The organism is Dysgonomonas sp. Marseille-P4677 (assembly GCF_016652235.1).
Classification (GTDB): Bacteria; Bacteroidota; Bacteroidia; order Bacteroidales; family Dysgonomonadaceae; genus Dysgonomonas.
Genome location: NZ_JAEPKU010000012.1, coordinates 11311 through 31408, shown reverse-complemented (window position 1 = coordinate 31408; position 20098 = coordinate 11311). Strand labels below are relative to the sequence as shown.

Sequence of the window (20098 nt, the reverse complement as noted above, 5' to 3'; positions counted from 1 at the left end):
GTTTATCGCAGAGCTTCGACTTCGTCGGTGGTGAGTGGGATCTTTTTCCCTAGTCGGCGCGCACCTGTTTCAGTAATCAGGTAATCTTCTTCGTTGCGTAATCCGCCGAAATCACGATATGCTTCAAGTTTATCATAATTGATAAATTGTTCGAATTTTCTTTCGCTCTTCCACAAGTCTATTAATTCAGGGATAAAATATATTCCAGGTTCTATAGTGAGTACAAAGCCCGGTTCCAGTTTGCGTCCTAATCGTAACGACTTACGTCCGAATTGAGTACTCTTGGGTTCACCGCCGTAGCCGACCCATACTTCACCCAGGTTTTCCATATCATGTACATCCAATCCCATCATATGACCTAATCCGCATTGGAAGAACATTGCATGAGCACCCTCTTGTACAGCCTCTGCCATATCGCCTTTCATCAGGCCTAAGGATTTCATACCTTCACAAATTACTTTTGCCGATAGTTCATATACTTCCTTGAATGGTATACCCGGACGTAAGGCTTCTACTGCAGCTATATGCGACGCTACCTGGATGTCATATACTTCTTTTTGTCGTGTTGTAAATTTCTTTCCGGCTGGGATGGTAGACGACATGTCACCAGCATATCCCATTTCAGTTTCTGCACCGGCATCTATCAGAAACATGTCGCCTTCTTTCACTGTATTACCATGATAGTGGTTATGAAGAGTCTCTCCATGCACTGTAGCAATAGTAGGGAAAGACAATCTTCCGCCTGCAGCATAAGCCACTTCTTCGAGAGCAGCCATCACTTCGTATTCTTTTATTCCCACACGCACCTTCTTCATTGCTGCTATGTGCATATCGGCCGTAATATTACAAGCTTTTTCTATTTCGGCAATCTCTTCTTCCGATTTATAATTACGTTGATTTACCACTCTTTGAATAAATGAAACAGAAGCTTCCTGTTGGGCCGGTTTTAGCCCCATCCAATCCATAAGTTTCAATTTATGTTCGGCTCGGTAGGTTGGCAAATAATGTACCTTCTGTCCTTTAGTGGCAGCTTTAGAAAGGTATTCACCCAGAGAATGATATGGTTGAGTACTCGCTACGCCAACCCTTTCGCTTTTTTCCTTCAGTGTAGGTTGTGTTCCCATCCATACTATTTGATCTATAGTAAGTTCATCTCCGAAGATGATTTCTTTATCTTCGTCTATATTGATAATAGCAGCCAATCCCGCATAAGGTAAACCGAAGTAATAAAGGAATGTTGAATCCTGACGAAAAGGATATGTATTATCGGCGTAATTCATTCCTGATTCGTCGTTCCCAAGGAATAATAAGATGCCCGAACCAATTGATTTTTTCAATTGATTTCGGCGGTTGATATAGGTTTCTTTTGAAAACATGATATTGTATATTTTGGTTTTTAACTAAAAAGTGACAAAGTTGTACAGATATAGTGTAATATTTCTGTTACACATAAGTTGTAAATTTAACTAAAAAGTGACAAACTTACACTAATATTTAATGATTTAAGAATCTTTCATCTTTTAAGTTCTGTACCACTTGTAAAGAAAAAGTAACAAAAGTGACATCTCTGCCCATGTTTGTTACTTTCTAATCTACCTGTTCTTTGATCTCAGAGAAGATAGATTCGTTATATAGATAAATAGATTTCTAAAAATCTATTTATTTTTCAAAGATTATTTCAGATTCATATCTTTAAGTACATTATATACAGAATGCGCCCAGAAGTTTCTTAAGCCAAAACCACGGGCTTTTCCGTCTGTATTCCAGCTATCGATAACATCCCTTGTTTTGATATCGAAAAATACTACCCGATAGTAGCCTCTGTTTTGTAATTTATTTAGTTTAATCGCAATCAAAATCACTCCTGTACCTTCTTTTTCATTTATCTCCAGAGATTTTAAAATGTCTTTGATTGTGTTGTCCTCTATCTGATAATCTGCGTTAGATGTAAACAAATCCTTTGTATCAATTTTATATGCACGATCTTTAACATTGTCAACGTGAACACCCGCAACCTCTCTGTTTAAAGCTTTAGATACATTGTATTTTTTAGCCTCCGAAATGAAAAGATTATTAATGTCCTGAAATGCAATTTTGAATTGTTCGGACGACTCCTTAGCCTCATAAACTTTTACATGAGAGAAATCAACGCCATAGAATTCGACTTTGTTAATGTCTTTCAGTATTTCCTTATTTTGGGCAAAGCTGCAAATACTTGCCAAAAGTGCCATAACTAAAATTAATTTTTTCATAAGAATAAAATTTTTATTGTTGATTTTATACCAAATGTAAGAAAAAGCCGTATCTCACCCAAAATATTAGCGTAAATCTATAAATTTAATGGCCTTTCTACTCATTGGCGGAGTTTGTATTTGTGCTATATATTCAGGCGATTCGAAGCTAATATTAGGTGCTACTCTGACTTTAGACCTGAACATGTCTTTTATTTCTTTTACAAAAGCTTCACTTCTGTTTTCATCACAACCTATGCGAACTAGTATTTCATCTGTTCCTAAATCGTTTGTAAAAACTTCCACTACATAGTTTTTTATATGGGGCACATTGTCGAGTATATCAAATAATGCCGGTGGATAAAGTGTCGTTCCTTTATATTTTATCATCTGTCCTCTACGACCAAGCACGCTGCTAAGTCGTATCGTATTTCTTCCGCATGTGCAAGGCTTATTATAATGATAACAAACATCACCTGTTTTGAATCGGAGTAAGGGCATTCCTTCCACACCAAGTGTTGTGATAGTGACTTCTCCTGCTTCACCCTCCGAAACAGGCATGTCATTATCATCGAGAAATTCAACAATAATAAGTTCAGGTTGTAAATGTCCTCCACAAAAACTATCACATTCCGTAAATGAGGATTGCATCTCAGTGGAAGCATATGTAGAGTACAATTGTAGAGAATTCCATTTTTCCTGAATACGTTTTCCCAAAGTGTTCAGTTCGAAATTCTCTTTGCGAAGAGACTCTCCTATACAAAGACATTTCTTGATTGAACTGTTATTGTAATCTATATTATTCTTTTCTGCAAATTCGATTAGTTTTATAAGAAAGGAAGGCACAGCTATGCCACAGGTTGGCTCTACTCGATCTATCGTATCCCATTGTAATTCAGGTATTCCGTTTCCTACACGAGCCACTCCCATCCCTAGTTCACGTGCTCCCATAAAATATGCTAGTCCGGCCATAAAACGGCGGTCTATTGTTGTCATTAGTTGTATGATGTCCCTATTTGTAAATCCGGCAGTAGTGAAAGATAAATATTCGTTGTAGGCGAGTCTGTCCAGATCTTTCGATGTGAGTACGAATGTAATAGGTTCGCCCAGCGTGCCGGAGGTGGTGACATAGTCTATTATTTCAGTTTTGTCTACACAGATAAAATCTTTGCTGTATTGTTGTAGATCATTTTTAGTTGTTACCGGTAGCTGCTGTAAATCTTCTATCGTTTTTATTTCGTTTATGTCGATATTATTATTTTTGAACATTCTTTGATAAAAAGCAGAATGTTCTTGCAGATATTTAAGAGAATCTTGTAGTCGTACTTCCTGAAAATTTTTAATAACGTCAGTCGGTTGAAATTGTATGTCAGGGTATTTTTTCATAATACGGTTATTTTATCTTTTTCAAAATTCTCTCCTTTTCCGAGATTTTGGGTATTTCTTTAGTCAGAGCTTTTTTCCAATATATTTTAGCCTTATTCTTATCTCCTTGCGAATCATAATAATCACCTATTATTTCATACATATGATAATATTCGGGATTGGTGGCTTCATACATTTTTAGCATATCTTCTGTTACTGTAGACTTTTCTTTAATCTGAATTTTTATATCCTTTGTCAGATCTTTGTATGCTATTAGGTTGGTATACGTGTTATTATATCTTAAAGAGTCCTCTGCTATTGTATATTCATCTGAATATATTTCTTTTCTGAAATCCGGATTTCCTTTGAAGATCTTGTTCAGATCGTACGCAACATATTTTCCTATTTGCCAAGGGTGGGTAGATACCCATATTATGCGTTGCTCCGGTTTGAATATTACTGAATGATGCGCTATAAACTGATTTATAGCCATTTCATTTGTCAGACCGATTTCTTTCTCTTTCAATCCTTTTGTATTACGAAGTATGGAGGCTACCTTTTTCTCATCTATAGGTTTATTTTTATCGAGAAGCTCGGTCAGTCGTTTATATCGGTAATTACTATCGGTTGTACGTATATTTTCCAGATTACGTTCATCGTTGGCAAAGATATCCGACTGAAAATGATTGGTGCAGATAATCCGTTCCTCGGAGGTCGTAAATAATCCTATATTATCCGGCGATTTTTCAATAATTGCGGCTTTTTTATCTTTAGCCGAACCTATCAGGATGGATTCAGACACAAAGGTTTCTCTCTTTTTTGCTATTTCATATGCATCTTCTATTGTCGATGCATATTGTAGGATCTCACGTGTAAGAATGGATATAGGAGTTTTTGCCGAAGTGGGAATTGAAGATTTTGCTGCGTTTATTGTTACTGTTAATCCTTCTTCATTCATTCCCGATAATACGCCTGTCATTCCGGGCCATGCAATGGAAACGAATTTATATCCTTTGTCGGGTTCGTAAAATAATACTTCTTTGTTTTTTGCAAAATCATCGCCTACATAAAAATCAAAATTACGCCCGATTATCAGTGTCGAATCGGTACTTTGCGAACCCCACGTGGCAAAGGAGCTGCATCCTACCAACATATAATCTTGCATAGCATGGCCGAGGTCGTGTGCTGCATGATAATTGAGTTGTCTTTCGTAAGGGGTGCTTATATAATCAAATTCATCGGAGCAGGCTTGCGATACTCCATAGATTTCACGCCTATATTCTTCTGGTACATTCTTACCCAGATTACGATTATAGAGGATGGTAAAGAAGCCTAGAAATCGCAGATAACTTCCGGATGGTACAATTTCTTTTATTTGGTCAACAAATACTTTTTCCTGATAATAGAGCAGGTCTTCAGACATTTTACCTATGGCAGTTCCACGTTCATAATCACTTCCTGTAACCTTTAATTCCCATAGTCCGCTTTCACTTTTCCGCAGATAATTTTCTCCCCATTGTCGATAATTATCTTCTATTATTAATTTATGATCGGGTACTTTTTCCGTAATTTCAGGGATACACATATCAGCTGAAAAGTACATGTAGCCGATAATTCCTCCCAGCGAAAGGATGAACACCAGTAATACATATAAGCTTATTCGAACAACTCTTTTCAGATATTTATGCATTTCCAACTTTTTTTGCTAGATATTCTTGTCCTACAAAATCGGAGCAAGTAAACATAGCTGTAAGCGTTACGCCCAAGGCTCCGTGTACATTCATATTCTGACCTGTAAAGTATAAGTTTTTCAGCTTGGTCTTAGTTGATATAAAACCTATTTCGGGAAATTTATAATCTTTAATTATTCCGTATGCAGATCCATAAGGAGTTCCTGTATAGTCGCGGTAACTTAATGGTGTTGTTGTATACATCGACTCTACTTTATCAGTAAAATCAAAGCCTTTTGTTTTTAGGAATTCAAGTAATTTATTTGAATAGTCTTTCTTGAACGTGATGTAATCATTGCCTCTTTTACCAACAGAGGTATGTTCCCATTCTTTCAGCTCCGACATATACATACACGACATAACCGAGATTACATCAGTGTAATTACTATTATTGTTACACTGAAAACAAAGGAGGGCATTGTTTACTTTATTTCTAGATGAGTCGTGATTGTACCATACATTATCTGTCCCATGCACATAATAATTACTGTTGATATAGGGGTAAGTATTTGGTTTCATTACCAGATAGAGTGTGAATATACCAAACGAATTTGGTAAAGCATTAATACGTGATATATATGCATTTTTTATATAACGGCTCTTATCTAATATTTCTAGCGTTCGTTTGGGATGAATATTCGATATAAAATGATCAGCTTCGAAAATCTCTTCATTATTAACTTCTGCAGCAGTTACTTCATTGTCTGTTACTATTAGCCGAGTTATTTCTTTGTTATTTAGGACTGTTCCTCCATTTGTCCTGATCACTTCTATCAGCCTGTCTGCTATTTGCATTGTTCCGTCCATAAAGCGATAAGGGCTTTCTATGTACGAATTATTTATCATTGCATGGTGGTAGAATGTCGACATGTTTTCGATACCTCCATACAGCATAGATGTTGCAGCCAGAACATTTTTCAGCGTTTCGTCGTTGACAGTATCAGCTATTGTGTTAGCAGCAGAGGCGTAGAAGTACTTCATGCCGTTTTGTGCTATGATACCTTTTTTGAGCGTGTCTATATCGATGAGTCTGCCTACTTCTTTTAGTGCAGATACATACGATTTTAGGTTTTCCCTTTCATGTGGAAAAGAATTAGATAATGTATCTGCAAAGTTATCGTGACCGACTGCATAATTATATATTTTATTCTTATAGAATATTGTGTCGAATGAATCGGTGTCGAGCCTTTTCATCTTTAACTTATCAATTATACCGAAGTACTTAAAATACTGGTTCATTATTTGCCCGTCATCAAGGCTCCCTATATAATGTATTCCGGTATCAAGTAAATGCCCTTTTCTTTTATATGTTTGCAAGCATCCTCCGAACAATACATTTTTTTCAAGGACACATACATTGTATCCCTCTTTACTAAGAATTGCCGCACATTCGAGTCCGCCAAGCCCACTTCCGGCTATGATAATATCGTATTTACTCATTTGTTTTTCTCTTGAATAGAAAGATCGTATTAGAAGTATATTTATCATTCTTGAAGCTTTCCACTGTCATGTTACAATCTTTAGCTATTGTATATAATTGCTCGGCAGATGTAAAGCATAGCTTTTCCTTTGTCTTATTGAAACCAAAGATACGAGTGGAAAGTATTTCTGACAAATTTGTAAGCCATTGTTTTTCCTTATCTTGCTTATCTCCGTCACGCACGATAATGATTCCATCAGGAAGAAGGTTTTTTGCACATCTTTTTAATAAATCCTCTTGTTTGTCGCTACTCATATAATGCAGCATATCGTTAAGTACGAATACATCACTTTCTGGTAATGGATACTCGAGAGCATTAGCATGTATAAATTCTGTATTCTCTCTGTGTAGATAGCCATATTGTGCTACTTTTGCTTTGTCTTCATCGTAGTCTATACCTAATATCTGCCTTTCATTCGACTGCATAGAAAGCATATATCCTAAAGTTCCGTATCCGCATCCTATATCGGTGATCTTCCCTTTTTTAGGAATAAGTTCGTCAAATAATTTGTAATTTCTTTCCATCTTCACTTTTATACGTACATACCATTCTTCAACAGGACCTTTATAAATGTAGTTTTTAACCAACATATTATAAAAATAAGGATTGGAAACAGTATCGTATTCTTTTAATACCGTTTTATATTCGGTAGCGAAATAAGATGCTATCTTTTTAGTCCGTTCTTTGTATGTATCGCCAAAAGAGCGATCTTGATATATAATGCGTGGTAGGATTTTAGTAACTACATATCCCCGTTTCAGATAAAACGGCTGAGATTTAGCTATAACCATTCCTGTGCCATATAATATGACAGGTATAATATCCACTTTCAACGTTTCGGAAAGATAGAAAGCTCCTTTATGGAAACGTTTCAATTTATTGTCATACGAACGAGTTCCCTCAGGGAATATAACCACCGAAAAGCCTTCTTCTATACGTTCTTTTATGTGTGAAACAGAGTTTTCATAGCCTTCACTAGTACAGAAATAGCCTGCGTACCTTATTATAGAACCGAAAAACGGTGATTTCCATACCCACTTGTTTGTTACCATCACTAGTTTCGGACTAAGAGAAAGTAATAGAAGGATATCGAGGAAAGACTGGTGGTTGGCAATAATAATTGCTGGTTTCTTAAATGTTTCTTTACTTATATTTATCCTTTTCTTCTTCAATACAAATCCTGCAAAGCAAATCGAGCGGCAGGTGAGCATTAGCAGAAAGCATATGAATTGTCTTTTTTTGACCTTTTTTATCGGTATAAGGTATAAGATTAACATTATCAGGCGCAGACTTAGACATCCTACGAGGAAAAGTCCATAAATAAATGCTGTTATAAGTATTGAAGCTAGTGTGTATGGAGGTAAGCCTTTAGTTGTTTGCGACGAAATGAATATACGAAAAAGTATAGGTGGTATAGTATATGAAACCAGAACTACAACGATCATTCCTAATATAGACATTACCGAAATAGATTGGAGTGCTGGATGTTGTGCAAATATAAGCGCTCCTATACCAACAATAATGGTAAAGGCTGAAAAGAAAATGGCTGTTTTGTGTCCGTTCAGTACTGGCTTATTTGTCCTGTATTTATTTTGTAAGCCATCCATGATGAATATGCTAAAATCGTCGCCTATGCCGAATATAAATGTGGATAAGATAATATTAATTATATTGAACTCCATACCTGTAATACCCATTATTCCGATAATGATAATCCAACTGATAAACATAGGAGAGAAGCTTATCAGAGTAAGTTCTATGCGTCCGTACGAAATGAGCAGGGTGAAAAATATGAGGAATGAAGAGATAAACAGTATCAGGTAAAAATCATCGTTAATAGCTGAAACCCATTTGTTCGTAAAGTATGAACGGTCTAATATGACTACCTCATTACTATTATCGAAATACTGGTATACTTCATCTTTGTTTTTGTCATCGAGTTGTACCTGCGATATTAACATAGTAAGACCGGGTGTAGAGTTTTGCCAGTCGCCTAACAGCTTGTTTGTTTCTATATAGTCATCATGTAAATTAAAATCAGAATCAATCCATTTATAAAAAGGGTTGAACGCTTCGGGACGAAAGCGGAGCGCCGAGGCTTCGCTTTGCACATTTCTTTTTAAATATTCTTTTTTATCAGATGTCCAATAATTATTCCATTTCTCTAAACGTTCCTTTTGTATATCCTTAGGTATAAGAAAATAATAGGCAGAGGCATGGGCTCTAACCAAACCTTGCGATTCGAGATCAGATAATGTCTTGTTAGTCTTATTATAATTTCTTGTTGCTTCGTTTATGTCTTTACCTACACTCGCAAAAATGATCGTTTTCTTATCGTTATCTATCAACGTAGATATTTTATTTTCTGTTGCTTTCAGATGTTCAGGCTCATAATTCATGTGCATCATGTCCGCATCGAAACCCACATTGCGCGAGGTGAATATACAAATGGCGGTGAGAGTCAGAATCCCGCCTACCAGCCATTTATTTTTATCGAAACGATAAGAATTGAAACGCTCTATAAGTCGTAATAATAGGCTCCTTTTTTGATGCACTTTACCATTCAGAAAATGAGGAAGGTATATCAAACAAAAAATAATTGTTCCAATAAGCGCCATAGACGCAAACAAACCGAAGTCTCGTAATAAACTCGAACTGGTGAAAAGTAGTCCTAAAAATGCTCCTATAGTGGTGAAGCTACCGACAGTAAGAGGGTAGGTGAGTTCTTTTATCAGTTGTATCACAGACGATACATGGGTTTGATGGACAACCATATGTATAGAATAGCTCAAAGCAATACCCATAACTACCGAGCCGGCACCTACAGCAATGGACGAAATACTACCCTTTATCAGCGAAATTATAAACAAAGCGAATAATCCACCAAAAATACTTGGGGCGATAATTTGAAAGATTGTTCGTTTTTGCTTGAAAACTAATAGGATAAAAGTGATTATGATTGCTAAAGATATAGTGATGGTCATCACCGAATCTTCTTTTATCTGACGAGCATTATATACTCCTACGGAAGGTCCTCCATAATATTCAGCTTTTATTGACGGATAAGCCTTATTGATTGCTGCAATTTCATCTTCGATGGCAGTGATTAACTTATCATTTTTGCCGGTGCTTCCCATACTATGAGTAGGCGTGATGAATATGAATAGCATGGAACCGTCCTTAGAAAAGATGTAGCCGTCTTGTTGTTCAAAGTTACTATCCAGTTGAAAGTCCTGCAACCTTTTCAGTGCATTTCCCCCAAGGCTGAAGGGGTCTTTCATAATATATTCTTTGAGAAAACTTCCGGCAGGGGAAAGCAGATTAGAGTAGTTTCGTTGCATAACCTCCGCCACCTTTTCTTTAGTAAAAAGCGAATCTATTCGCAAATAATCACTGTCGGATAAGAAAATAGGCAGATTATTGTAAACAAAGTTCTGCATTTCTATTTTCAGACTGTCATCTATACGGATAAGTATGTTATTGACATGTGTTTCTTTTGTTTTAGCCAGCAAGCTATCACTAAATAGTGTAGCACTTTCTATTAATAGATTGCTGTCTGTCTCTTCCTTATTGTCAGAAGAAGAGAATATAACAATAATCTTATCTTTGATGCGCAGATTATCAAAGACTGTATTCAGATTTTTTTCGTTTTTTGTATCTGGAAAGAATTGGGTTATATTCTCTTCAAATTTGAGTTGCAGAGCAAAATATCCCATAATAGCTATGCTTGCTATCAGTGACAAATAAAGAATTATTTTATGTCGTGTAAAATATGTATATAGATTTACAAAAAAACTACTCATTTATATTTAAGTTAAATATCTATTGCTTGCCTCTCTTTGCGAAATATCAATAAAAGACAGCCTGAAATAATACCCACAATAATACTGCAAAGTAGTGCAAATATGATACTTCCTGTGAGGTATTGGAATAAAACGGTTTTCATACTATCAAGTGATACGTCGATAAAGTCAAATGTTACGGGGCTGTTTGTCAGAAAACAACCTGTTGCATAACTACCATATAACAGAAAAGGCATCATTGGCGGTATACTGATGTTGGATGCAACCAATGATATTACTTTATTCAGCTTCAGGAAATGTGCTAAGAAAACAGTCACAATCATCTGATACCCCCAAATAGGAACAATTCCCATAAAGACACCTAGCATGATTGATAATATAATTGTTTTGTTTGTATCCTTTGATTTTAGAATTTCTTTATCGATGAAAGCACGAATATTAGTCCACGTTAGTTTTTTGAAAAACTTCATTGGAAGTATCCATAAGAATGTGATGATTACAAGTATTGTATTAAGTATACTAATACGTGTAAAATCTCTTAACGGTCGAAAATGCGACACGCGTTCTCCCTCCGGTGGATAATATACATTTACAGGAATATTTTTTACATCTACGCCTTTCCATGCCAGAAATACAATCATCTCCAATTCAAATTCGTATTTAGCCGTACAATATTTCATTTCTCCGATACGATGAAGCGGATATAGACGGTATCCCGACTGGGTATCATTTAGTTTTATACCTGTTTCTAAACGAAACCAAAAGTTAGAAAATTTATTTGCAAAAGTATTTTTACCGGGCATATTGTCGGCCGTAAGATTTCTTGCCCCTACAAGCATAGTATCGGGCAGCTTTTCTATTTCATCGACAAAAGCCGGGATATCGGAAGGATAGTGTTGTCCATCCGAATCTATGGTTATGGCATATCTGAATCCGAGTTTTTTTGCAGCAAGCAGGCCTGTTTTCAATGCGTATCCTTTTCCTTTGTTTACAGGATGAGTGATAGTTTGTATATCTGTAGTTGTAGCCAGTATTTGTGCTGTAGTATCAGTAGAACCGTCATTGATCACTATAATGTGTTTACTGTATCGTTTTACGCCCTCAATTACAGACAGAAGAGTCTTGTCATTATTATATGTAGGTATAATAACAACGATGCTAAGGCTGTTTAATTTTTCCTGCCATGTCATCATATCGATGTATTCACTCATTATCAATCTCTTTCAAAGTGGCTTTTACTTTGATAAATATAGTATCTGTATTTTGATATTTACCTTCTGCTATTAATGAATATTGATTATTATCTGTATTTTTTAATGAAATATTTATTTCTATAAGATCATTCTCTTTAGGGTCAACTAAAGATAAAAATTTTGCAGAGGATATCTGTGCATACACAAATTTCTTATGGATAATCGTTTCCGCACAATCTTTTATTATTTGCAATGTACAAACCCCCGGAACAATTGGATGACCTGTGAAATGCCCTTCATATATATGATGAGAGGAATTTAGTCTTATATTAAAGGTCTGTACCAAATTTTCTTCGGTTATACTTATTATTTCGTAAAAATTATTCAGTAGCATTATTCTCATTCATTTTTTCCAGCTTGATGGTCAGTCGTAGCCATGAGTGTTTAATCTGTACTTTCTCGGGATTGTCACTTGTTGCAGATGTGAGGTGAATAACACCTTTGGATATTCCTCCACCTGTTACAAATTTAGTGTATTCTTCCTTCTCTTCTATTTTTTTTACCTCTCTATTCTGTAAGAATAGAAATTTGAAGTCTTTTTCAAACAATTTGAGGATACGTTCCTTACGCATAGGTTCTATGCAGCTGTAGACCATCCAATCTTCACCTTCTAGCCCAAAATCGAAAATTGTAAGACCAAACATGGTCGATGCCACTATACGTATTTCCCCATTATTCATTTTCTTAGCTATCAACATTCCATTGAAATGTTTTCCTGCAAAGTCTAGCGCCATATTGTACTTCTGTACTTCATTTCCAACAGATATAATAGGGGAAGTACCGGTTTTCAACGGATATGTATTTCTGGAACAAGATGCAAAAAGTATACAAGCTAACAGTATACTAATTAACCGAAAACTTTTTATCATCTGTCAATGTATTAAATTTTTTATTTTGGAACAGGTAATCTGTATAGTCAGTAGCATTTTCGGATATTCGTAGTTTAGATACAGACATATCTTTTTTATCCATGTAGATATCGAAGCCTGAGATATAAGCTTGTATCGATTTGTTCGTTGGCTTTATCTTGATAAGATAAGAACCGGCATCTTCGAAATATTCCATGCTGTAACCCGATATCCGGGAAATATTTCCCGACATACAGGCTGTAAGCATAGCCCGCATCTCAGTCATTACTTTGTTCGACTTAAGATTTACAACGTTTTTTTTACCATCAGATACAATTTTTAGTTTCTCACCATTGATGACAATCAGGTATTTTGTTGGATGGTTATAGTCAAGACTTATTTTGTCACTGTGTTTATAATAGAATTTACCTTTTGATGTTATGTCTTCGTTGAATAAATCAAGATGCTTTATTTGAGTAAAATCACTTTCTATGCTTTTTACTGATACGGCTTCTTGTACTATACGTTTATTGAAAGCATCTATATCTTTCATCTTTTTCATCTGTGCATTTACTTGAGGTAGACAGGTGAAAATTAATAAGCAATAAATATACAAGTGTTTCATATCGTTGTTTTAGGTATATCGAATAATTTATCTATTCTTTCTATTGTGTAATTATTCTCTTTTACGAGTTCTAATATTTTACGTAAGAGCCTTTCACTAGAGGGCAGAGGGTCATGTAATAAAATGACTGATCCCGGTTTTAATCCTCGTTTTATTCTTTTCAAAATCGTTTTTTCTTTCCTACAAGTATCCAAAGAGCGGATATTCCAGCCGATGGTGATATATCCCATTGCTCTAATTACTTTTGCTATCGTAGGATTTGTTATACCGAAAGGAGGACGAAACAAAATCGTTTTCTCACCTATAACTTCTTCTATTTTTCTTTCACAATCTCTCAGTTCTTTTTCCATCTGTCGGTATGAACACAAAGGAAACGAAAAAAAGTGGTTAAAAGTATGATTTCCTATCAAATGCCCTTCTTCTTTTATTCTTAACAGAATATCTTCGTTATTTTCAATCTTACTGCCAATGCAGAAAAAGCAGGCTGTAATATTATATTCTTTCAGAATGTCAAGTACTTTGGGCGTTTGTACTCTATCGGGGCCGTCGTCGAATGTAATAGCTATTGTTTTTCCTTTGAGTTGATTTCTGCATAATGCTTTCAGATATATTCCGGATTGAATGCTATATGATGCGTAAACAAGGAATATAACAGAAATAATGACTATGGGCAGAAGGTATATCAACATTTTCTTAGCAAGATCAAAGAATGATTTATATTGTAATAATGATTGTAAATAAGCAGATATTCAACGTTATCAGCCTCTTTTAGTAAATTAACTCCTCGCCACATGCCAAAAGCCGAAGCTGTAGGGTATTCGCCACAAATATCTTTGAATGTTGAAGTAGAAGCCGATGGAAATAGCTTTTCTATATCATTATAGATATTATCTTTTATTTTGTTGCCATTACGTCCTGTGATAAGGTGATGTATTTGACTTGTTTCCAGCTTATTATCTTTTAAGAAATCAATTGTATTTTGCAATATTTTTTCAAATCGGAGTTTTCCTGTGAATGTTCTTACCGACATTAATTCAACAGATGTTTGTATATCTTTCTCGGAAGATAATGTGAAAAAATGGGCACCTTCACCTATATTAATATTGTTAAGCATTCCCAATCTTTTCAATATTGTATATTCTGTAGAAATTACTTCGTCTACAGCACCAATTAAAATTTGTTTATTCCCCTCCCATACTTTCATCATGCCATCGATCAAAGCACTTTCGAAACTGAGGCCACGATGGACATAGGTGTTATTGTAGGAATGGTTTCCCGTAAGCAAGGCTATTTGTGCACCTATGGTGTTGAATGTAGATTGGATAAATGTTGATGGATTTAGTAATTGCTCATCATTCTCAACTAGATTGTTTAAGAACTTTTCGGTATCAGCAAGGCAGCCTAATCCTGTGGCTGTGATAATAGCATCAATATTCTTATCTTTATTTTGTTCAAGACACATCAGTCCGCAAGCGACACCCATTTTTATAATGTGACTCATCCGGCGGCGCATATTGGCATTGGTTATGATCTCCTTGTAATCAGGTTCAATTGCATGAAGCATTCTATCTTCCCCAGTGAAGCCGCTAGGATGGATAGAAGCAAATGAATTTATGTAACAAGGCTTTTTCATTTTTTATCTATTGCTGAAAAAAGTAAAGAAGAATCATTCCCTCCAAAGCCGAAAGAATTAGATAATACATGCTTAATTGATAAGCCACTATCCCATCTAGAAACAGGTATAAGGGGCGTATTTTCTATAGGCTCTTTAAAATTTAGGTTGGGATATACCAAACCTTTATAAACTGAAAGAACGGAAAGGGCAGCTTCTATACCCTCTGAAGCTCCTAATGTATGTCCTATAAATGGCTTTACAGAACTAAATTTAGGAATGTTATCGCCAAAAATTCTCATAATAGCTTTTCCTTCCGAGAGGTCGTTATTTGGCGTTCCTGTGCCATGTACATTTATATAATCCACATGTTCGGGAAGTATATTGGCCATCTTAATAGCTTCTTTCATACAGAGATAAGGCCCATTTCCTTCGGATGAGGTCGCTGTTTGATGAAAAGCATCGTTTGCATTTGCGTAGCCTGATAGAGTACAGTAAGGTTCTTTTTTTAAAGTTTTATCTGATTGCAAGACCAAATATCCTGCACCTTCGCCAAGGTTTAGCCCTTCGCGTGCGTGATCGAATGGTTTGCAATGTCCTTTATCAAGAATCATTAATGAATTAAAACCATTCAATGTGAATTTGCATAAGGCATCTGTTCCTCCGACAATGACGGCATCTAACAATCCATTTTTAATCATTCGTGCGCCCAATATGATTGCATTTGCCGCAGAAGAACAGGCTGTGCTGATAGTAGTGACAAAGTCAGCGATACCGAGGTAAGATGCTATTATTTCAGTACTGTCTCCACAATCGTGGTGGATAATATTTCGTAATCGTCCCTTTGTCTGATCTTCTTTGAAATCGACATAGAAGTTTTCGCTTAAGTCCATTCCACCGACAGATGTTGAAGATATAAAACCGATCCGCTGAGCATTTATATCTATTTTCGAATCGTTTAAAGCCTCTTTGGCAGCTAATATCCCTAATAAGGCTGTTCGAGAATATGTTTTATGCGTTGAAAGAGACAGCAATTCCGTTAGCTGAGTATTTGTGTACTTTACTTCACATACAGGAACATCGATGGAGGAAGGGAAAAGACTAACCTTTTCCATACCATGTTTATTGTCGCGAATAGCATGAAGGTTCTCTTCCACGTTTATACCTATTCCCGATACAATTCCTATTCCTGTAATATAAATCTGCATTACTTTCGGTGTGTAGAAATAAATTCAGCTAATGATCTTACCGATTTGAATATCTCACGGCCTTCGCCTTCTCCTGGTTTTTTAATTTTAATACCATAATTACGTTCCAGTATAAGGATTATTTCAAGGGCATCTATCGAATCCAGACCAAGCCCATCTCCAAATAGAGGTGCGTCTGCATCGATGTCATCAGGAGTCATTTCTTCCAGATTCAATTCTTCTATCAGTTCTTTTTTTAGCTTTTCTATTAATTCTTCCATATTTCTTTTTTTATAAGTCGAAATTCAGCTTTGTATTTGTTATCGATATACTCGCACCAGCCAGTTATGCAAAGATGCAGTTTTCCTCTGGTCATGGCAAGTTTTATATATTCATTTTGCTTATCTAAATTATTCGGGCACTCAATAAAGAATGTATTTTCTCCTTGTATTTTATGGCGGATACAGATTTCTCCCGCAACGATATTTGGAAGCGTATATACAAATGTAGCCGGACTAGCTGCACTGTCTCCATCCTTATCTATAATACGTTGATGTCTAATATCGGTATCCAAAGAAGAGGAGTAATTTGATAGGATAATTCCTATTTCATCGGGAGAATATGATATCTGATCAAGTAAATATAAGGCTGTAATATATCCTAGTTTACAGAGATCATCCATTTTATAAAACTTTTGGTTGTTGTCTTCTGTGTTTTTGTAGGCTTCTCTGATGAAAACGGAGAAATCTGTTGATGATGAATTAAAAACGACTTCACCATTTACATTTATAGTATTGTTCTCTATTATGCAATTTCTAATTTGCTCTAATCTAAAATCTTCTATAAAACTTTCCTGCTGATTCTTGTGTTTTGATAAGACAATAGCTGCATTACACCCTCCAAATCCAGAAGCAGTTTTTAGACAAGTATCAATCTTATCTCTACCAAGATGTTTGTTGCTTATATTTAAAGGTAAGGATACTCCATTATTTTGGTATCCGAGTGTGCCGTATATCGTATTCTTTCTCAACTCATGAGTACAAATGATCGTTTCTATGACTCCCGAGGCTCCTAATGTATGCCCGAAATAAGGCTTTAGGCTATTTATAGGAACATCATTCAATTTGCTTAGATGAATAGCTTTGGCTTCCATTTCATCGTTAAAAGCAGTGGCAGTACCATGTAAGTTTATATAGTCGACATCTTTAGGTTTAATTCCGGCTTCATCCATAGCACCTTTTATAGCATAATACAATCCGTCTCCCGTACGAGAGGGGCCTGATATATGATTTGCATCGTTACTTATGTTTCCACCTCTGAGGACGATACTATTATTTTCTTCTTCGATAGATAGTAAAATACTGCCGCAGGCTTCACCTAGGTTCAGACCATCTCTTTCTGAATCATAAGGTTTGCATAAATTTTCACTCAAGGATCGGAATGATTGAAAACCGCTGGAAATGAAATGTGATAATACGTCTATTCCCGTAATAATTATGTGTTTATAACCTCTCCCAAGTAGAAGACGGCGAGCAACTATTAATGCTGATACTCCTGAAATGCAGGCGTTGGAAATAACCATAGCCTTATCTTCCATCTCAAAGTATTTGGTGATTCGAGACGCACTTTCTCTTATGAAAATATTTTTGTCAATTGTCTCTGTATGGTTTTGTAATAAGTTGATATTTCCTTTTGTGGTAGAAATAATAAGCCCACATTCATCTAAAGTTATTTTCTTTTTAGATAGTAAGTCTTTGATTGAAAGTATAATTAATTGTTCTGCTTTGGTGTATTTTTCCAGATTGTATTTATCAATTAACTTAGATAGTTTATTTTTATTTATCAATCCCGCAAGAATAGGAGTATCGGATATTTCGCCTGTATCAGTAAAGGTAATTCCCGATTTATATGAATCTATAGCATCTATATTCTCTTGAGTGGTAAAACCCAGAGAGCTGATGATATTGTCAGCGATGATATATGTATTCTTTAAATGTCCCATTTCTTTTTCCATTCCACATAGAATTCCGGATTAGTAAGTTCCAGTTCATTTTCCGAATTTAAGAATACTTGTATGGTGCTTCCGGTAGCAACAACTGTTATTCCATCACTTTTGTAAATCGTATATTCGAATATGATTTTTGCCGCATCAGAAGCAATGTAATGTGTTTCCACTATAGCCTCTTCTCCAAAAGTCAGCGACTGTTTGTATTGGCAAGCAAGATCGACAATCGGAGCTGTAAAGCCACTGTTATAGATATCCCAATAGCCTATTCCATATTGTTTTCCGAACGATTCCCTGCCATCTTCGAAATATTTTATATATTGACCATGCCAGACAATTTTCATAGAGTCCACTTCGCTAAAGCGTACTTTTAGCGAAGTTCTGTTTGTTAGTGATGGCTGTTTTAATCCGTATCTATGCTTTTTCATTCTTTTTTCAAAAATATTTTCATCCGGCATTCAGCAATAAGGCTGTTTCCGGATCTCACAGATGCACTTATCAATGTAATTTCAGCAACTTCTTGTATTATTTTTATTTCAGTATGTAGATTATCTTCAACTAAGGGTAAGGAATGTATCGTAAGTTTGTCTACCGATCCGATAAAACCCAACGGTACATCAATATTCTCTTGCTGGCAGATATATCCTATACGAGAAGCTGCCGATTGTGCGATATGTTCTATGATACCGGGCTCTTTTAATTTATTATTTTCTACAAATATATTATCGACAGTAATAGTCAATCCGGTATATGAAGTATTCTCTTCAATCCCATAAAACTTATCTACCATTACAATTGGCGGACGTTGAGGAATCAAATCCAATATACTATTTCCTTCTATAATTGCTTGATTTTTCATATTCGTTTACATATCATAATACTATGGCCTAGTCCCAATCCATCGTGTATTTCTACTACTTCAAGTCCGGCGTCTTTCACACAACGTTCCATATCGTCAGAATGGTACATCTTGCTATTACCATTTGCCATTGCTGTAAAATATAGACTCGTTTGAGTCAGACAGTAGGCTGCAGTCTCAAATTTTTGACGATTCCAGAATGTTTCCATGATATAAAGGAATGAAGAATTTGTCATAGATTCGGCTGCACGAGTAAGTATACTTGTTACTTCCGTTTCCGAAAAACAATCCAAAAATTGGCTCATCCATATAACATCGAATCCTTTAGGGAAAGGAACATCTTTGTTTAAAAGATTACATCCATAACCATGTATACGATTCGCACCTTCCAATCCGTCTATGTGCTTTTTCATTAGTTCTAGTTGTTGTGGCAGATCCATGATGGTGACGTTTACATCAATATCATATTCTACACACTTTGTTGCCCACCTACCTGTATTTCCGCCAACATCAAGCAGGGTGCGAGGTTTATTTCTAAAAACGATATCCAGTGCTTGAGGAAACGAATTATCGGAATAAAAATGATCGAAATCGAACCAACTTTTCTGTACCTCTTCAGGTAGCTGAGATAATCCTTCGTATATAGTAGGCCATTCACCAAATACTTTTAACCCTTCCGGTTTCTCGTTTAATAGAGATTCTTCCAGATTAAAGAGTCCAAGATAATTTACATCATGATTAAAATTCATATTTACACGTGCCATGTCATCATTCAGTAGAAACCAGCCTATTTTAGATAGAGTGTAACGGTCATTAGAGGTCAGTACTGTTCCTATAGATAATGAAGACTCCAACAATACTTGAATAGCATACTTCGATAATTTCTTCTCGTTGCCTATTTCCTCAATAGTTAATCCTTCCCGGTGATTTGATAATAGTTCAAATATTCCAAATTTAACCATAAGTCGTGATACCTGAAATACAATAGGTCCAAAAGCTATTTCTTGGGCAATCCGTTGAGCTTCGGATGCCGAATATTGTTCTTCGGAGTATCTTTTATGTAAGGCGGGGAATAGATTCATAACAGGTGTATATTTAG

The 20098-nt window shown here is 35.7% G+C and carries 18 protein-coding genes; all 18 read right to left on the bottom strand.

Translation table 11 applies throughout. The features are described from left to right. Positions 1-2 precede the first annotated feature (2 nt). Complete coding sequence (locus JGH11_RS04415) at positions 3-1376, bottom strand: aminopeptidase P family protein (RefSeq protein WP_201110356.1); 1374 nt, start codon at positions 1374-1376, stop codon at positions 3-5. 297 nt (positions 1377-1673) lie between these two features. After that, a complete protein-coding gene (locus JGH11_RS04410; protein WP_201110355.1) occupies positions 1674-2252 on the bottom strand; it encodes a hypothetical protein in 579 nt (192 codons plus the stop codon). 66 nt (positions 2253-2318) lie between these two features. Then, positions 2319-3617: a phenylacetate--CoA ligase family protein gene (locus JGH11_RS04405; RefSeq protein WP_201110354.1), complete on the bottom strand. Its 1299-nt coding sequence runs from the start codon at positions 3615-3617 to the stop codon at positions 2319-2321. Positions 3618-3624: 7 nt separating this feature from the next. After that, positions 3625-5286, bottom strand: a complete 1662-nt coding sequence (locus tag JGH11_RS04400; RefSeq protein ID WP_201110353.1) for a C45 family peptidase — start codon at positions 5284-5286, stop codon at positions 3625-3627. Further along, the gene (locus JGH11_RS04395) at positions 5279-6766 is read right to left on the bottom strand and encodes an NAD(P)/FAD-dependent oxidoreductase (protein WP_201110352.1); all 1488 of its coding nucleotides are present in this window, start codon (positions 6764-6766) and stop codon (positions 5279-5281) included. Before JGH11_RS04395 ends, JGH11_RS04400 begins: the two co-directional genes overlap by 8 nt. After that, entirely contained in the window at positions 6759-10610 is a 3852-nt protein-coding gene (locus JGH11_RS04390) for a trifunctional MMPL family transporter/lysophospholipid acyltransferase/class I SAM-dependent methyltransferase (RefSeq protein ID WP_201110351.1), read from the bottom strand. Before JGH11_RS04390 ends, JGH11_RS04395 begins: the two co-directional genes overlap by 8 nt. Before the next feature lie 11 nt (positions 10611-10621). Beyond that, positions 10622-11821: a DUF2062 domain-containing protein gene (locus JGH11_RS04385; protein ID WP_201110350.1), complete on the bottom strand. Its 1200-nt coding sequence runs from the start codon at positions 11819-11821 to the stop codon at positions 10622-10624. Beyond that, positions 11814-12206, bottom strand: coding sequence for a hydroxymyristoyl-ACP dehydratase (locus JGH11_RS04380; protein ID WP_236263859.1), 393 nt, complete (start codon positions 12204-12206; stop codon positions 11814-11816). Before JGH11_RS04380 ends, JGH11_RS04385 begins: the two co-directional genes overlap by 8 nt. Then, entirely contained in the window at positions 12184-12732 is a 549-nt protein-coding gene (locus JGH11_RS04375) for a hypothetical protein (RefSeq protein ID WP_201110349.1), read from the bottom strand. The genes JGH11_RS04380 and JGH11_RS04375 overlap by 23 nt, the downstream gene beginning before the upstream one ends. After that, positions 12707-13336 (bottom strand): outer membrane lipoprotein carrier protein LolA, encoded by a 630-nt coding sequence (locus JGH11_RS04370; RefSeq protein ID WP_201110348.1) that lies wholly within the window; start codon positions 13334-13336, stop codon positions 12707-12709. Before JGH11_RS04370 ends, JGH11_RS04375 begins: the two co-directional genes overlap by 26 nt. Beyond that, positions 13333-14025: a polysaccharide deacetylase family protein gene (locus tag JGH11_RS04365; RefSeq protein WP_201110347.1), complete on the bottom strand. Its 693-nt coding sequence runs from the start codon at positions 14023-14025 to the stop codon at positions 13333-13335. The genes JGH11_RS04370 and JGH11_RS04365 overlap by 4 nt, the downstream gene beginning before the upstream one ends. Next, complete coding sequence (locus JGH11_RS04360) at positions 14019-14969, bottom strand: beta-ketoacyl synthase chain length factor (RefSeq protein WP_201110346.1); 951 nt, start codon at positions 14967-14969, stop codon at positions 14019-14021. The genes JGH11_RS04365 and JGH11_RS04360 overlap by 7 nt, the downstream gene beginning before the upstream one ends. Further along, the gene (locus tag JGH11_RS04355) at positions 14966-16156 is read right to left on the bottom strand and encodes a beta-ketoacyl synthase (RefSeq protein ID WP_201110345.1); all 1191 of its coding nucleotides are present in this window, start codon (positions 16154-16156) and stop codon (positions 14966-14968) included. The genes JGH11_RS04360 and JGH11_RS04355 overlap by 4 nt, the downstream gene beginning before the upstream one ends. Further along, positions 16156-16416: a phosphopantetheine-binding protein gene (locus JGH11_RS04350; RefSeq protein WP_201110344.1), complete on the bottom strand. Its 261-nt coding sequence runs from the start codon at positions 16414-16416 to the stop codon at positions 16156-16158. The genes JGH11_RS04355 and JGH11_RS04350 overlap by 1 nt, the downstream gene beginning before the upstream one ends. Beyond that, positions 16404-18137, bottom strand: a complete 1734-nt coding sequence (locus tag JGH11_RS04345) for a beta-ketoacyl synthase N-terminal-like domain-containing protein (protein WP_201110370.1) — start codon at positions 18135-18137, stop codon at positions 16404-16406. The genes JGH11_RS04350 and JGH11_RS04345 overlap by 13 nt, the downstream gene beginning before the upstream one ends. Beyond that, positions 18125-18568, bottom strand: a complete 444-nt coding sequence (locus tag JGH11_RS04340; RefSeq protein WP_236263858.1) for a thioesterase family protein — start codon at positions 18566-18568, stop codon at positions 18125-18127. The genes JGH11_RS04345 and JGH11_RS04340 overlap by 13 nt, the downstream gene beginning before the upstream one ends. Then, entirely contained in the window at positions 18565-18999 is a 435-nt protein-coding gene (locus JGH11_RS04335; RefSeq protein ID WP_201110342.1) for a hydroxymyristoyl-ACP dehydratase, read from the bottom strand. Before JGH11_RS04335 ends, JGH11_RS04340 begins: the two co-directional genes overlap by 4 nt. Continuing rightward, positions 18996-20081 (bottom strand): class I SAM-dependent methyltransferase, encoded by a 1086-nt coding sequence (locus JGH11_RS04330; protein ID WP_201110341.1) that lies wholly within the window; start codon positions 20079-20081, stop codon positions 18996-18998. The genes JGH11_RS04335 and JGH11_RS04330 overlap by 4 nt, the downstream gene beginning before the upstream one ends. Between the last annotated feature and the right edge of the window lie 17 nt (positions 20082-20098).

Coding starts and splice junctions, on each gene's coding strand:
- JGH11_RS04415 (WP_201110356.1), bottom strand. CDS start 1,376: ATGTTTTCAAAAGAAACCTATATCAACCGCCGAAATCAATTGAAAAAA.
- JGH11_RS04410 (WP_201110355.1), bottom strand. CDS start 2,252: ATGAAAAAATTAATTTTAGTTATGGCACTTTTGGCAAGTATTTGCAGC.
- JGH11_RS04405 (WP_201110354.1), bottom strand. CDS start 3,617: ATGAAAAAATACCCTGACATACAATTTCAACCGACTGACGTTATTAAA.
- JGH11_RS04400 (WP_201110353.1), bottom strand. CDS start 5,286: ATGCATAAATATCTGAAAAGAGTTGTTCGAATAAGCTTATATGTATTA.
- JGH11_RS04395 (WP_201110352.1), bottom strand. CDS start 6,766: ATGAGTAAATACGATATTATCATAGCCGGAAGTGGGCTTGGCGGACTC.
- JGH11_RS04390 (WP_201110351.1), bottom strand. CDS start 10,610: ATGAGTAGTTTTTTTGTAAATCTATATACATATTTTACACGACATAAA.
- JGH11_RS04385 (WP_201110350.1), bottom strand. CDS start 11,821: ATGAGTGAATACATCGATATGATGACATGGCAGGAAAAATTAAACAGC.
- JGH11_RS04380 (WP_236263859.1), bottom strand. CDS start 12,206: ATGAGAATAATGCTACTGAATAATTTTTACGAAATAATAAGTATAACC.
- JGH11_RS04375 (WP_201110349.1), bottom strand. CDS start 12,732: ATGATAAAAAGTTTTCGGTTAATTAGTATACTGTTAGCTTGTATACTT.
- JGH11_RS04370 (WP_201110348.1), bottom strand. CDS start 13,336: ATGAAACACTTGTATATTTATTGCTTATTAATTTTCACCTGTCTACCT.
- JGH11_RS04365 (WP_201110347.1), bottom strand. CDS start 14,025: ATGTTGATATACCTTCTGCCCATAGTCATTATTTCTGTTATATTCCTT.
- JGH11_RS04360 (WP_201110346.1), bottom strand. CDS start 14,969: ATGAAAAAGCCTTGTTACATAAATTCATTTGCTTCTATCCATCCTAGC.
- JGH11_RS04355 (WP_201110345.1), bottom strand. CDS start 16,156: ATGCAGATTTATATTACAGGAATAGGAATTGTATCGGGAATAGGTATA.
- JGH11_RS04350 (WP_201110344.1), bottom strand. CDS start 16,416: ATGGAAGAATTAATAGAAAAGCTAAAAAAAGAACTGATAGAAGAATTG.
- JGH11_RS04345 (WP_201110370.1), bottom strand. CDS start 18,137: ATGGGACATTTAAAGAATACATATATCATCGCTGACAATATCATCAGC.
- JGH11_RS04340 (WP_236263858.1), bottom strand. CDS start 18,568: ATGAAAAAGCATAGATACGGATTAAAACAGCCATCACTAACAAACAGA.
- JGH11_RS04335 (WP_201110342.1), bottom strand. CDS start 18,999: ATGAAAAATCAAGCAATTATAGAAGGAAATAGTATATTGGATTTGATT.
- JGH11_RS04330 (WP_201110341.1), bottom strand. CDS start 20,081: ATGAATCTATTCCCCGCCTTACATAAAAGATACTCCGAAGAACAATAT.